The organism is Vibrio sp. B183 (genome assembly GCF_000740665.1).
Classification (GTDB): Bacteria; Pseudomonadota; Gammaproteobacteria; order Enterobacterales; family Vibrionaceae; genus Vibrio; species Vibrio coralliilyticus.
The window spans coordinates 144,752-157,264 of sequence record NZ_JPQB01000012.1; the positions used below are offsets into that span (position 1 = coordinate 144,752).

General features: G+C 46.0%; 10 protein-coding genes and 11 tRNA genes. 9 read left to right on the plus strand and 12 right to left on the minus strand.

The window, feature by feature from the left end; translation table 11 throughout:
• Nucleotides 1–117 precede the first annotated feature (117 nt).
• The 7 genes from IX95_RS13630 to flgL all read left to right on the plus strand — a co-directional run bounded on the left by IX95_RS13630 (nt 118) and on the right by flgL (nt 7,894).
• Complete coding sequence (locus IX95_RS13630) at nt 118–867, plus strand: flagellar basal body rod protein FlgF (protein ID WP_019274766.1); 750 nt, start codon at nt 118–120, stop codon at nt 865–867.
• A gap of 21 nt (nt 868–888) precedes the next feature.
• A complete protein-coding gene (flgG, locus tag IX95_RS13635) occupies nt 889–1,677 on the plus strand; it encodes a flagellar basal-body rod protein FlgG (protein WP_006957422.1) in 789 nt (262 codons plus the stop codon).
• Between the two features lie 24 nt (nt 1,678–1,701).
• Nucleotides 1,702–2,481 carry a flagellar basal body L-ring protein FlgH gene (gene flgH / locus IX95_RS13640; RefSeq protein ID WP_006957423.1) on the plus strand — a complete coding sequence of 260 codons (780 nt, stop codon included), beginning with the start codon at nt 1,702–1,704 and terminating at the stop codon, nt 2,479–2,481.
• 51 nt (nt 2,482–2,532) lie between these two features.
• A complete protein-coding gene (locus IX95_RS13645) occupies nt 2,533–3,624 on the plus strand; it encodes a flagellar basal body P-ring protein FlgI (protein WP_038160937.1) in 1,092 nt (363 codons plus the stop codon).
• An 11-nt stretch (nt 3,625–3,635) separates the two neighbouring features.
• Nucleotides 3,636–4,550, plus strand: a complete 915-nt coding sequence (gene flgJ, locus IX95_RS13650; RefSeq protein WP_038160940.1) for a flagellar assembly peptidoglycan hydrolase FlgJ — start codon at nt 3,636–3,638, stop codon at nt 4,548–4,550.
• 263 nt (nt 4,551–4,813) lie between these two features.
• The gene (gene flgK / locus IX95_RS13655; RefSeq protein ID WP_021458638.1) at nt 4,814–6,688 is read left to right on the plus strand and encodes a flagellar hook-associated protein FlgK; all 1,875 of its coding nucleotides are present in this window, start codon (nt 4,814–4,816) and stop codon (nt 6,686–6,688) included.
• 12 nt (nt 6,689–6,700) lie between these two features.
• Nucleotides 6,701–7,894, plus strand: a complete 1,194-nt coding sequence (gene flgL, locus IX95_RS13660) for a flagellar hook-associated protein FlgL (RefSeq protein ID WP_038160943.1) — start codon at nt 6,701–6,703, stop codon at nt 7,892–7,894.
• Here the strand turns inward: flgL and IX95_RS26525 are convergent.
• Complete coding sequence (locus IX95_RS26525; protein WP_160175000.1) at nt 7,877–8,038, minus strand: hypothetical protein; 162 nt, start codon at nt 8,036–8,038, stop codon at nt 7,877–7,879. The two genes, flgL and IX95_RS26525, sit on opposite strands and share 18 nt — an antisense overlap.
• Nucleotides 8,039–8,269: 231 nt before the next feature.
• Here IX95_RS26525 and IX95_RS13665 point away from each other — a divergent pair, with 231 nt between their 5' ends.
• Together IX95_RS13665 and IX95_RS13670 are read left to right on the plus strand one after the other, a co-directional pair.
• On the plus strand, nt 8,270–9,409 hold the full coding sequence (locus tag IX95_RS13665) for a flagellin (protein ID WP_038160946.1): 1,140 nt from the start codon (nt 8,270–8,272) through the stop codon (nt 9,407–9,409).
• Nucleotides 9,410–9,912: 503 nt separating this feature from the next.
• Complete coding sequence (locus IX95_RS13670; RefSeq protein ID WP_006957429.1) at nt 9,913–11,046, plus strand: flagellin; 1,134 nt, start codon at nt 9,913–9,915, stop codon at nt 11,044–11,046.
• Between the two features lie 166 nt (nt 11,047–11,212).
• Here IX95_RS13670 and IX95_RS13675 read toward each other — a convergent pair.
• The 11 genes from IX95_RS13675 to IX95_RS13725 all read right to left on the minus strand — a co-directional run bounded on the left by IX95_RS13675 (nt 11,213) and on the right by IX95_RS13725 (nt 12,468).
• Nucleotides 11,213–11,297 (minus strand) — tRNA-Leu (locus IX95_RS13675).
• A gap of 46 nt (nt 11,298–11,343) precedes the next feature.
• Nucleotides 11,344–11,420 (minus strand) — tRNA-Met (locus IX95_RS13680).
• A 13-nt stretch (nt 11,421–11,433) separates the two neighbouring features.
• Nucleotides 11,434–11,518: transfer RNA gene (locus IX95_RS13685), tRNA-Leu, on the minus strand.
• Between the two features lie 53 nt (nt 11,519–11,571).
• A tRNA-Gln gene (locus IX95_RS13690) sits at nt 11,572–11,646 on the minus strand.
• Nucleotides 11,647–11,677: 31 nt separating this feature from the next.
• Nucleotides 11,678–11,762 (minus strand) — tRNA-Leu (locus IX95_RS13695).
• 29 nt (nt 11,763–11,791) lie between these two features.
• Nucleotides 11,792–11,876: transfer RNA gene (locus IX95_RS13700), tRNA-Leu, on the minus strand.
• A gap of 47 nt (nt 11,877–11,923) precedes the next feature.
• A tRNA-Met gene (locus tag IX95_RS13705) sits at nt 11,924–12,000 on the minus strand.
• A 13-nt stretch (nt 12,001–12,013) separates the two neighbouring features.
• Nucleotides 12,014–12,098: transfer RNA gene (locus tag IX95_RS13710), tRNA-Leu, on the minus strand.
• Nucleotides 12,099–12,150: 52 nt separating this feature from the next.
• Nucleotides 12,151–12,225, minus strand: a tRNA-Gln gene (locus tag IX95_RS13715).
• A gap of 30 nt (nt 12,226–12,255) precedes the next feature.
• Nucleotides 12,256–12,340 (minus strand) — tRNA-Leu (locus IX95_RS13720).
• A 53-nt stretch (nt 12,341–12,393) separates the two neighbouring features.
• Nucleotides 12,394–12,468: transfer RNA gene (locus IX95_RS13725), tRNA-Gln, on the minus strand.
• Nucleotides 12,469–12,513 lie beyond the last annotated feature (45 nt).

The window sequence follows — 12,513 nt, forward strand, 5'->3', positions numbered from 1 at the left end:
CATCTATTACTCTTCCTGATACAAAACCACTAGTTAAGTTGTTGATAAATAACGATATATAAAAACTGGCATACCATTTGCTTTAATTGATCTGAATTGTGATTATTGGAGCAAATTATGGATCGTGCACTGTTTCTCGCTATGAGTGGCGCAAAGCAGAATATGCAGGCTATGCAGCTTAGAGCGAACAACCTAGCAAACGTCAGTACCACGGGTTTCCGTGCTGATTTGGCGCAAGCCCGTTCTATGCAAGCATACGGTGATGGTATGCCAAGCCGTGTATTCAGCATGACAGAGCGTCCGGGCCATAATTTCCAGCAGGGTAGTGTGATTACTACTGGGCGGGACTTAGACGTCACCATTCAAGATCAAGGTTGGATCTCTGTTCTTGATAACACAGGCAAAGAAGGTCTGACTCGCAACGGCAACATGAAAGTTGACGTCAATGGCATGCTTACCACAGGTAATGGCAACTTAGTCTTAGGAGAGACTGGAGCGCCAATTACGATACCTATTCCAGTCAGCAAAATTGAAGTTGGCACTGACGGTACGATTTCTGTAGTTCCTCAGGGCGCGCCGGCGGATGCGATAGAAATCGTCGATCGAATCAAGCTCACTAGCACCAATAATCAATCACTATACAAAGATGTTAACGGGTTATTCCGTTCCAAAGATCCTAATGCCGCATACGAAATGGATGCCGGCGTCAAACTGCTGACCGGTGCGCTGGAGGGCAGTAACGTCAATGCAATTGGCGAAATGACCAATCTGATTGACCTTCAGCGTCAGTTCGAGATGCAGGTCAAGATGATGAGCACGGCAGAAGAAATGGACAAAGCGTCTGACTCTTTGCTTCGTATGAGCTAACCAGATTATTAGGAGAGAGATATGCATCCTGCATTATGGGTAAGTAAAACGGGTTTGGATGCCCAACAAACCAATATTTCTACGATTTCAAATAACCTGGCGAACGCGTCAACGGTTGGTTACAAAAAGAGCCGTGCGGTATTTGAAGATCTGTTTTATCAGAACATTAATCAGCCGGGTGGTCAGTCCTCACAAAACACCGAGTTACCAAGTGGTTTGATGTTGGGTGCGGGCTCTAAAGTGGTCGCAACTCAAAAGGTTCACACTCAAGGTAATACTCAAACGACCAATAACAGTCTCGACATGATGATTGAAGGTGATGGCTTCTTCCAGATCCTAATGCCAGACGGCAACATTGGTTATAGCCGCAACGGCCAATTTACTGTTAACGATGAAGGTGTCGTGGTGACTTCAGGTGCTGGTTATCCACTAGAGCCAGAAATCGCCATCCCTGAAGATGCAATTAGCATTACGATTGGTACGGACGGCGAAGTGTCAGTGCGTGTTCGTGGTCAACAAGATAATCAGGTCGTAGGGCAAATTGCGACCGTGGATTTTGTTAACCCAGGTGGCCTTGAGCCCATCGGCCAGAACTTGTACTTACCAACGGGTGCTAGTGGCGATCCTCAAGAAGGTGTTCCTGGCTTTGATGGGTTTGGTGACATTCGTCAATCCATGTTGGAAACCTCTAACGTGAATGTGACGGAAGAGCTAGTTAACATGATCGAAGCGCAGCGTGTGTACGAAATGAATTCTAAAGTCATCTCTGCCGTCGACAAGATGATGAGCTTCGTTAACCAGCAACTATAAGCCTGGAATATTGAGGAATTGCTAATGAATCGCTTACTGACCATTTTGGCTATTGCCCTGTTATCGGGCTGTTCGATGCTTGAAGCGCCAATTGAAACATCCGATGTTGTTCAGGGTACGACTACGGTAGATGCTGTTGAAGGGGATAAGTCTCAAGACGAAAGTTCAGGTATCGTTGATACGCTTCGTGGCAGAACCGATCCGGTTGCTGGTGATCCCGCTTGGGCGCCAATTCACCCCAAGCATCAGCCAGAGCACTATGCGGCAGAGACTGGGTCTCTATTCAATACGGTTCAAGCAAGCAGCCTTTACGATGATTCCAAGCCGCGCGGTGTAGGTGACATCATCACCGTGACTTTGGATGAAAATACTAAGGCAGCCAAAAGCTCGGATGCGGATCTGTCGAAAAACAACGACGCATCAATGGACCCGCTTGAAGTTGGTGGTCAACAGCTTAACATCGGCGATTACAACTTCTCATACAATTTAAGTAACGATAACAAATTCAGTGGTAGCGCAGCGGCCAACCAGAGTAACAGCATTTCTGGCTCGATTACTGTTGAAGTGGTTGAAGTACTGGCCAATGGCAATCTTGTGATTCGAGGTGAGAAATGGTTGACGCTCAATACGGGGGATGAGTATATCCGCTTAAGCGGCACGATCCGTCCAGATGATATCTCTTATGAGAATACAATTGCGTCAAACCGCATATCAAACGCAAGAATTCGCTACTCAGGCACAGGTACTCAACAAGATATGCAAGAGCCGGGATTCTTGGCACGATTCTTTAATGTGGCTTTATAAAGCCATCTGAAGTCGAAGTTTTGGCACAGAGTATTTACGAAAGGTATCCCGATGAAGAAGCTGATTCTGTTATTGACGAGTTTGATCATTGCATCCACACCGGCTTATGCCGCACGTATCAAAGATGTGTCACAGGTGGCAGGTGTACGAAGCAACCAATTGGTCGGCTACGGCTTGGTCACGGGTTTACCGGGTACAGGTGAATCAACACCTTTTACCGATCAAAGCTTTAACGCTATGCTCGAAAATTTCGGCATTCAGCTTCCACCTGGTACCAAGCCGAAATCAAAGAATGTTGCGGCTGTGATTGTTACGGCTGACTTAGCGGCTTTTTCTAAGCAAGGCCAGACTATCGACGTCACAGTCACCTCTATCGGTTCAGCAAAAAGCTTACGTGGTGGAACCTTGATGCAGACCATGTTGAAAGGTCTTGATGGGCAAATTTATGCCGTTGCACAAGGCAACTTGGTCGTGAGTGGATTTAGTGCTACTGGCGCTGATGGATCTAAAATCGTCGGTAACAATCCAACAGCAGGTATGATTTCTAATGGTGCGATTGTCGAGCGTGAAGTCCCGTCACCATTTGGTCGTGGCGACTACATTACCTTTAATCTACTTGAGTCTGATTTTACAACAGCGCAGCGTATGGCTGATGCAGTGAATAATTTCCTTGGCCCACAAATGGCTCAAGCGATTGATGCTACTTCTGTCAAAGTCCGCGCTCCACGTGATATCTCTCAACGCGTTTCTTTCCTCTCTGCCATCGAGAACCTTGAGTTTAATCCGGCCGAGGGTTCAGCGAAAATTATTGTTAACTCTCGTACCGGAACGATTGTGGTTGGTAAACATGTACGCCTTAAACCAGCTGCGATTACCCATGGCGGCATGACGGTCGCAATCAAGGAAAACCTTAATGTAAGCCAGCCAAATGCATTTGGTGGTGGTGAAACGGTGGTGACACCCGATACGGATATCGAAGTTACTGAAGAACAGGGCAAGATGTTCAAATTCGAACCTGGCTTGACCTTAGATGATTTGGTCCGCGCCGTAAATGAGGTTGGTGCAGCACCGTCAGATCTTATGGCTATCCTCCAAGCGCTCAAACAGGCGGGTGCGATCGAAGGTCAGTTGATCGTAATCTAAGGAGAAGCGTTATGATTAACAATGGAAAAGACATCGGTTTCATCCACGACATCGCTAATCTCGACAAATTACGTCAGAAAGCGGTGGGCGGGGATGAAAACAGTGAAAGAGAGGCACTGACTGCAGCAGCCAAACAGTTCGAATCCATCTTTACTTCCATGCTGTTTAAATCGATGCGTGATGCTAACTCAACGTTTGAATCAGGGTTGATGGACAGCCAAAATCAGCAGTTTTATCGCCAGATGATGGATGAGCAAATGGCGAGTGAACTCAGTTCCTCTGGCTCTCTTGGGCTAGCAGATATGATCGTAGCCCAACTCACTTCAGGGTCAGTGGAAAACCCTAATGCTGCCAGTCGCGAAGCCGATTTCGAAGCTTTGATGAACAAAATTGACCATGTCCGCCAATCTCGCCGAGAGAATGCAGAGCTTGCTCCTGTTACTACGGCTGCTTCAACACCCACTTCATTCGAGTCTCCAGAGTCTTTCGTGACATCCATGAAGCCGTATGCTGAAAAAGCAGCACGAGCACTGGGCGTGGACTCTTCGTTGTTATTGGCTCAGGCTGCGTTGGAAACGGGGTGGGGGCAAAAAGTGGTCAGTAATGGCCGTGGTAGCAGCAACAACTTGTTTAACATCAAAGCTGATAAGAGCTGGGGTGGAGATAAGGTTGCGACGCAGACCCTAGAATATCATCAAGGTGTGCCGGTAAAAGAAAAAGCGGCTTTCCGCTCGTACTCTAACTTTGAAGAAAGCTTTAATGATTATGTGCGCTTCTTGAATGATAACCCTCGCTACACCATGGCACTTCGCCATCAAGGCAACAATGAGCAGTTTATTCATGGTATTCATCAGGCTGGTTATGCGACTGACCCGCAGTACGCTAACAAGGTTTTAAGAGTAAAAGCGCAAATCGATCAGATGTAAGTAGACTCACCTTCGGGTGAGTTTGTTTTTAAGCGTGAGTGCTTTAACGAGAGCGAAGGCTATAACTTTAACTTGTGGTAAAAATGTTGACAGGAATGGTCTTCAGAAAAGCAAAATAATCCCGCATCCCGCATCCCGCATCCCGCATCCCGCATCCCGCATCCCGCATCCCGCATCCCGCATCCCGCATTTGGCACGTATATTGCTTTTAGTTAACTAAGTTATTCAGTTCTACTGATTTTATTGGGTTTCCTGGGGGCTATATGGCGTCTGATCTTCTGAATCTTGGTTCGCAAAGCGTACTGACGGCTCAGAGACAACTTAACACCACGGGTCATAACATCTCTAATGTAAATACAGAGGGTTATAGCCGTCAGTCGGTGATCCAAGGTGCGAATATGCCACGCCAATACGGCGGGGAAACCTATGGCATGGGTGTGCATGTGGAAAAAGTTCGCCGCTCTTGGGATCAGTTTGCCGTCAATGAGATGAACATCTCAACGACTAACTACGCTCATAAGGTCGATGATGAGGCTAACTTGGAAATGCTATCCAACATGTTGTCATCAGTCGCGTCGAAAAAAATTCCTGAAAATCTCAATGAATGGTTTGATGCGGTCAAGTCACTAGCGGATAGCCCTAATGATGTTGGCGCACGAAAAGTAGTGCTGGAAAAAGCAGATCTTATTACGCAGAACCTCAATGACTTCCACGAAACCATACGCAGACAGTCCGATGTCACCAACAAAAAGCTCGATCTCGGCATTGAGCGAGTAAACCAGCTTGCCCTTGAAATCAGGGACCTGCATCGCTTAATGATGCGTACACCTGGCCCGCACAATGATTTAATGGATCAGCATGAAAAGCTGATAGCAGAGCTGTCTGAGTACACCAAAGTGACGGTAACGCCGCGCAAAAACGCTGAAGGTTTTAACGTTCATATTGGTAACGGACACACCCTAGTATCGGGTACAGAGGCTAGCCAGCTAAAAATGATTGATGGTTATCCTGATGTGCATCAGCGCCGTTTGGCGATGATTGAAGGTAAAGGCATCAAAGCCATCACTACCAAAGATATCGACGGTAAACTTGGTGCGATGCTGACAATGCGTGACGAGAAAATCCCGTACCTGATGGATGAATTAGGTAAGATGGCGACCGCGTTTTCTTATGATGTGAATGCACTTCAATCTCAAGGTCTGGATCTTAGGGGGAATATCGGTGGGTTAGTTTTTACTGATGTGAACTCTGAAGTAGTGGCCAAGTCCCGTGTGGTGACATCATCTAATTCAACTGCCGATCTGGAAGTGTACATTGAAGATACCAATAAATTAGTGGGTGGTCAGTACTCGCTTCAGTTTAACGGTGGTGATTACTATATAACTCGCCCTAATGGTGAGATGTCGATTGTTCCAGTAGTTGGAAACTCAATATCACTTGACGGCATTCGTATTGATATCAACAACGGCCTGCAAGCGGGTGAACGAGTGTTGATCAGACCGACACGAAACGGTGCGGCGCAGATGAAGATGGCAACTAATGACCCATCTGCTATTGCTGCTCAGAGTTACGAAGCCTCGACGACGTTTGCCCAAGGTAGTGCGACTTTCTCTATTGATACTGCGGGCGATTTACGCGAATTCGAAGTGATCATCTCGCCGGACGGGAAGCAGTTTGCCGTCACGGACACCAAAGGCAAGATTCTACTTCAGCCTCAGGCTTACCCGCCAACAGGACCTGTGACTGTACAGGGCACCACGTTTGAGTTGTCTGCAGGGGCGATTGCTAATGACAAGTTCACGGCAAACCTTGTCCCATCCGAAGGTGATAACGGCAACTTACTTAAAATGCAGAATATCCAGACCAACAAACACCTCAATGATGGTGAATCAACGGTATTGGATATCTACCACAACCTGAATACTGACGTAGGCCTGCAAATGTCAACGGCGTCTCGCTTAACCGACGTATCACGTCTGGAGAAAGAAGCCGCGCAAGAAAGGGTCGCTTCTATCTCCGGGGTGAACCTCGATGAAGAAGCAGCCAACATGATGAAGTTTCAGCAGGCTTACATGGCATCATCGCGCATTATGCAAGCGGCGAACGATACCTTTAACACCATATTGGCGTTGAGATAGGGGGGCAGATAAATGATGAATCGTATTTCCAGCTTCCACAACTATCAATCGGTACAGAATGATTTACGCCGCCAGGAAGCCAAAGTTCACCACAATCAAGCTCAGCTAGCTTCGGGTAAGAAGTTAATGCGAGCCAGTGATGATCCGCTAGCAACGCATTACATCCAAAACATTGGTCAACAGAAAGAGCAGTTACGCCAGTTTACCGATGCGATTGTACTTAGTCGCAACCGTCTAGAGCACCATGAAGTAATTATTGCCAATGCGGAACAGTATGCTGATGAAGCTAAGCGTACAGTTATGGAGATGATTAATGGTTCTTTATCACCTGAAGATCGAATCGCGAAGCGCCGTGAGTTGTTGGAAATTTCGAATAATTTCCTCAACCTCTCCAATGTGCAAGATGAATCAGGTAACTATATTTTTGCGGGGACTAAGCCGAAAAACCAGCCGTTTTTCCGTGATAAAGATGGTGATGTGGTTTATGCCGGTGATGATTACCAACGTAAGATGAAGATCTCTAACAGCTTGGAAATGCCAATCAACGATCCGGGCAGCAAACTGTTTATGGAAATCGACAATCCTTATGGAGACTTTGAACCTAAATATGATCTCAAAGGTGTCTCAGAATTGCTGCTTGAGCGAGCGATAAATACCAATCCAGATGACCAATCGACGTACAAAGTCACGTTTGTTGACATGCCTGATGGAAATTATGGCTATCAGCTTGAGCGTGATGGGGCGGTAGTTAAAGCAGATAACTTTGACCCTGCAATTGGGATTAAGTTTGAAGATGTCACGATTCAGGTCAAAGGCCAAATAACCAAAGGTGATGCGATTACCCTAGAGCCGCGAAAAACGTACAGTATCTTTGATACGTTTAAGCAAGCGATGAAATTAGCAGAAGGCTCAGTGTCAGATACGTCAAATACTGCGGAGCTTCATCAGATTACTCAAGAGTTCCACGCGGCATTTATTCATCTGAACAAGGCAAGGACCGATGTCGGTGCTCGCCTGAATACACTGGATATTCAAGAAGAACAACATGACGACTTTAAAATGACCTTGGCAAAATCCAAGAGTAACTTTGAAGACCTCGACTATGCCGATGCCATCATTGAGTTCAATGAAAACTCACGTGCGCTTCAAGCTTCTCAACAAGCATTCGGTAAAACCAAAGATTTAACATTATTTAATTACATCTAGCTTCAATGCCATACGTGCTAAGCCGTATGTGCGAAGTCCAGGTATTGCCCTTTGGTCAGAAACATCGCCTGTATGGCAATGGCAACCAAGTGGCAAATAGGCGGCAAGGTCATTGCCGCCAGAGTGTGGCGATAAAATGAGCATGAGTACTCTAAGGTTCTAATCTCATTAAATGTATGAAAATTATAGATAAAATTATTTTATTATTCGTTTTCTAAAGTTGGCACACTACTTGTATTGATAAAACCAAGAGTTTAACGAACAGGTTTTAAGCAGGCGTTTCCTGCTTAGCAAGTCATTTACGGTCAGTGCTTCCAACTGAGATTAAGCTGGCCGCTTCGCAAAGCACTTGCGAACTCATTAGGAGAGCAAACTATGACCATTACTGTAAATACTAACGTGTCGGCAATGACTGCCCAGCGTTACCTGAACAAGGCCACAGGTGACTTAAACACCTCGATGGAAAGATTGTCTTCAGGTCAGAAAATCAACAGTGCAAAAGACGATGCTGCGGGTCTTCAGATCTCTAACCGCTTGACAGCACAGTCACGTGGTCTGGATGTTGCCATGCGAAATGCTAATGATGGTATTTCCATTGCCCAGACAGCGGAAGGTGCTATGAACGAATCGACATCTATCCTACAGCGTATACGTGACTTGTCGTTGCAATCAGCGAACGGAACAAACTCTGCGTCTGAGCGCCAGGCTCTTAACGAAGAAGTTGAAGCACTGCAAGATGAACTAAACCGTATTGCGGAAACGACATCTTTTGGTGGCCGAAAACTGCTTAACGGCTCATTTGGTGAAGCATCGTTCCAGATAGGTGCGAGTTCAGGTGAAGCAATTATCATGGGCCTAACCAGTATTCGTGCGGATGACTTCCGTATGGGTGGACAGTCATTTGTTGCTGAGCAACCTAAGACTAAAGATTGGGGCGTTCCTCCTACAGCTAAAGATCTCAAGTTTGAGTTCACGACTAAAGATGATGAAGCAATCACGTTAGATATCATTGCGAAAGATGGTGATGACATCGAGGAGTTGGCGACGTACATCAATGGTCAGACTGATAAATTGAAAGCGTCTGTGGATGAAGAAGGTAAGCTGCAGATCTTTGCCGCAGAGCCGAACTTGGAAGGTAACCTAAATATTTCCGGCGGTCTTGCTTCAGAACTGGGTTTAAATGGTGGACCGGGTCTGAATACAACTGTTCAAAATATTGATGTAAATACTGTTGGTGGCGCGCAGAATGCGGTTGGTATTGTGGATGCAGCTCTGCGATACGTTGATTCACAACGTGCAGACTTAGGTGCTAAGCAAAACCGATTAAGCCACAGTATTAATAACTTGGCCAACATCCAAGAAAACGTAGAGGCATCAAACAGTCGAATCCGCGATACAGATTTTGCGAAAGAAACGACCGCGATGACCAAAGCACAAATCCTGCAACAGGCTGGTACTTCGATTCTAGCCCAAGCAAAACAGTTGCCAAATTCTGCAATGTCATTATTGCAGTAGCAGTAGATATCTTCACTAGCATTAACCTAGACGTGGGGCTAGCGAAGATGTTTCGGCAAGCATAGGTGATAAGGTAATTAGAGTTCTCTCTCACACCTGCTCTAATTAACCAAGTGACTTATGCACACGGCAGCCAGGCTGTGATCATTTCTCTCGATCTCCACAATGGCTACCACACTAGCCCCGGTTCTCTCAAAGGAAAAGGGGCTTTTCTTTTGCCTGTTATACAGGCTAGCCTACCTCTGCTATTCTTAAACAAACACCCTTTTACCCCCTCACTCCCCCGGCTGTTTTAGCAAAAACTTTAGCAATAGATTTCATATCTGCTGATTTGATCAACATATTTACTCTTCTCCCTAGTTTTCGTAGGAATTTTTAAAATTGCTCTAAAGATAATCATTTTATCGTCGCTAATAAGGTTACTTTGAGAGAACTTGGTTTACCGAGACGTCGGAAACCTTTCGAAACTTCCGATCTACGGAAAATCAATAGGAGTAACCACTATGGCGGTTAATGTAAACACGAATGTTGCGGCAATGACTGCGCAGCGCTACCTAAATAGCGCATCTAATGCACAGCAATCCTCAATGGAACGTTTATCTTCTGGTTTTAAAATCAACAGTGCTAAAGATGATGCTGCAGGCTTGCAGATCTCTAACCGTTTGAATGTACAAAGCCGAGGTCTAGACGTTGCTGTACGTAACGCGAATGATGGTATTTCCATGGCGCAGACAGCTGAAGGTGCTATGAATGAAACGACTAACATTCTGCAACGTATGCGTGATTTGTCACTACAATCTGCAAACGGCTCGAACTCTAAGTCTGAACGTGTTGCGATTCAGGAAGAGATCACTGCACTGAACGACGAGCTGAACCGTATTGCTGAAACCACTTCATTCGGTGGTAACAAGCTACTGAACGGTACATTCTCAACTAAGTCATTCCAGATTGGTGCTGACAATGGTGAAGCAGTTATGCTGACACTGAACAACATGCGTAGTGACAACAGCATGATGGGTGGTAATAGCTATTCTGCAGCCAATGCCAAAGACAAAGACTGGGCCGTGCAAGCAGGTTCCAATGACTTGACTATTGCATTGACAGATGTATTTGGTGAACAACAAAACATCACAATAAATGCGAAAGAAGGTGATGATATTGAAGAGCTGGCTACGTACATCAACGGTCAGACAGATATGGTCAAAGCATCTGTTGGAGATGATGGTAACTTACAAGTCTTTACTGATAATAACCGTGTCACCGGTGATGTGACATTCGGTGGGGCACTGGCTGGTGAATTGAGCATGGGCCCAGCCCAAGCGGTAACGGTTGATACTATCGATGTCACTACGGTTGCAGGCTCTCAAGAAGCGGTTGCGATTGTCGATTCAGCGTTGAAATTTGTGGATAGCCACCGTGCAGAACTTGGTGCTTTCCAGAATCGATTCAGCCATGCGATCAACAACTTAGATAACATTAACGAAAACGTAAATGCGTCTAAGAGCCGAATCAAAGATACTGATTTCGCCAAAGAAACTACAGCACTAACAAAAGCTCAGATCTTGTCTCAAGCATCTAGCTCCGTTCTTGCTCAAGCAAAGCAGGCGCCCAACTCAGCGTTGGGGCTTCTAGGCTAAGAAAGTAATTTCGCAGCATATTAGAAAGTCATGACTTTAAGTAAAATCCAGCTTCGGCTGGATTTTTTATGTCTGGGGAAAGCGTTTAATCAATGAGTAAACAATGAGTAAAAGGTTTGTTCAGATAAAAGAAAACCCAGCATAAAGCTGGGTTTCACAATAAATATGGTGCGGAAGGAGAGACTTGAACTCTCACACCTTGCGGCGCCAGAACCTAAATCTGGTGCGTCTACCAATTCCGCCACTTCCGCGTCTTAATCTGCAGGATTGTTAGTCAGAACTAGCAATCTAAAATAATGGTGGCTACGACGGGATTCGAACCTGTGACCCCATCATTATGAGTGATGTGCTCTAACCAGCTGAGCTACGTAGCCAAGTAATTAAGTATGGTGCGGAAGGAGAGACTTGAACTCTCACACCTTGCGGCGCCAGAACCTAAATCTGGTGCGTCTACCAATTCCGCCACTTCCGCAACTCAATCTGTAGTTACTAAGATAATTGGTAAAATCTCAATAACGTTGAATATGGCAGGTCTACCTGGATTCGAACCAGGGAATGGCGGCATCAAAAGCCGCTGCCTTACCGCTTGGCGATAGACCTGCAGGGCATAGTCAAAAGACTATTCAATTTATGGTGCGGAAGGAGAGACTTGAACTCTCACACCTTGCGGCGCCAGAACCTAAATCTGGTGCGTCTACCAATTCCGCCACTTCCGCGTAAATTGTTTACGTAGATTATATCAAGATGGTGCGGAAGGAGAGACTTGAACTCTCACACCTTGCGGCGCCAGAACCTAAATCTGGTGCGTCTACCAATTCCGCCACTTCCGCGTCTTGAATCTACAGGACTGTTAGCCTTAGCTAGCAATCTAAATTAATGGTGGCTACGACGGGATTCGAACCTGTGACCCCATCATTATGAGTGATGTGCTCTAACCAGCTGAGCTACGTAGCCAAGTGATTAAGTATGGTGCGGAAGGAGAGACTTGAACTCTCACACCTTGCGGCGCCAGAACCTAAATCTGGTGCGTCTACCAATTCCGCCACTTCCGCAACTTAATCGTAGTTATCAAGACAATTGGTAAAGTCTCAATAACGTTGAATATGGCAGGTCTACCTGGATTCGAACCAGGGAATGGCGGCATCAAAAGCCGCTGCCTTACCGCTTGGCGATAGACCTACGGGGTGATAGCAAAAGCTATCTAGATAATGGTGCGGAAGGAGAGACTTGAACTCTCACACCTTGCGGCGCCAGAACCTAAATCTGGTGCGTCTACCAATTCCGCCACTTCCGCAACTCAATCTGTAGTTACTAAGATAATTGGTAAAATCTCAATAACGTTGAATATGGCAGGTCTACCTGGATTCGAACCAGGGAATGGCGGCATCAAAAGCCGCTGCCTTACCGCTTGGCGATAGACCTGCCGGGCATAGGCAAAAGACTATTCTAATTTATGGTGCGGAAGGA

Coding starts and splice junctions, on each gene's coding strand:
- IX95_RS26525 (WP_160175000.1), bottom strand. CDS start 8,038: ATGCTCATTTTATCGCCACACTCTGGCGGCAATGACCTTGCCGCCTAT.
- flgH (WP_006957423.1), top strand. CDS start 1,702: ATGAATCGCTTACTGACCATTTTGGCTATTGCCCTGTTATCGGGCTGT.
- IX95_RS13665 (WP_038160946.1), top strand. CDS start 8,270: ATGACCATTACTGTAAATACTAACGTGTCGGCAATGACTGCCCAGCGT.
- flgJ (WP_038160940.1), top strand. CDS start 3,636: ATGATTAACAATGGAAAAGACATCGGTTTCATCCACGACATCGCTAAT.
- flgL (WP_038160943.1), top strand. CDS start 6,701: ATGATGAATCGTATTTCCAGCTTCCACAACTATCAATCGGTACAGAAT.
- flgK (WP_021458638.1), top strand. CDS start 4,814: ATGGCGTCTGATCTTCTGAATCTTGGTTCGCAAAGCGTACTGACGGCT.
- IX95_RS13630 (WP_019274766.1), top strand. CDS start 118: ATGGATCGTGCACTGTTTCTCGCTATGAGTGGCGCAAAGCAGAATATG.
- flgG (WP_006957422.1), top strand. CDS start 889: ATGCATCCTGCATTATGGGTAAGTAAAACGGGTTTGGATGCCCAACAA.
- IX95_RS13645 (WP_038160937.1), top strand. CDS start 2,533: ATGAAGAAGCTGATTCTGTTATTGACGAGTTTGATCATTGCATCCACA.
- IX95_RS13670 (WP_006957429.1), top strand. CDS start 9,913: ATGGCGGTTAATGTAAACACGAATGTTGCGGCAATGACTGCGCAGCGC.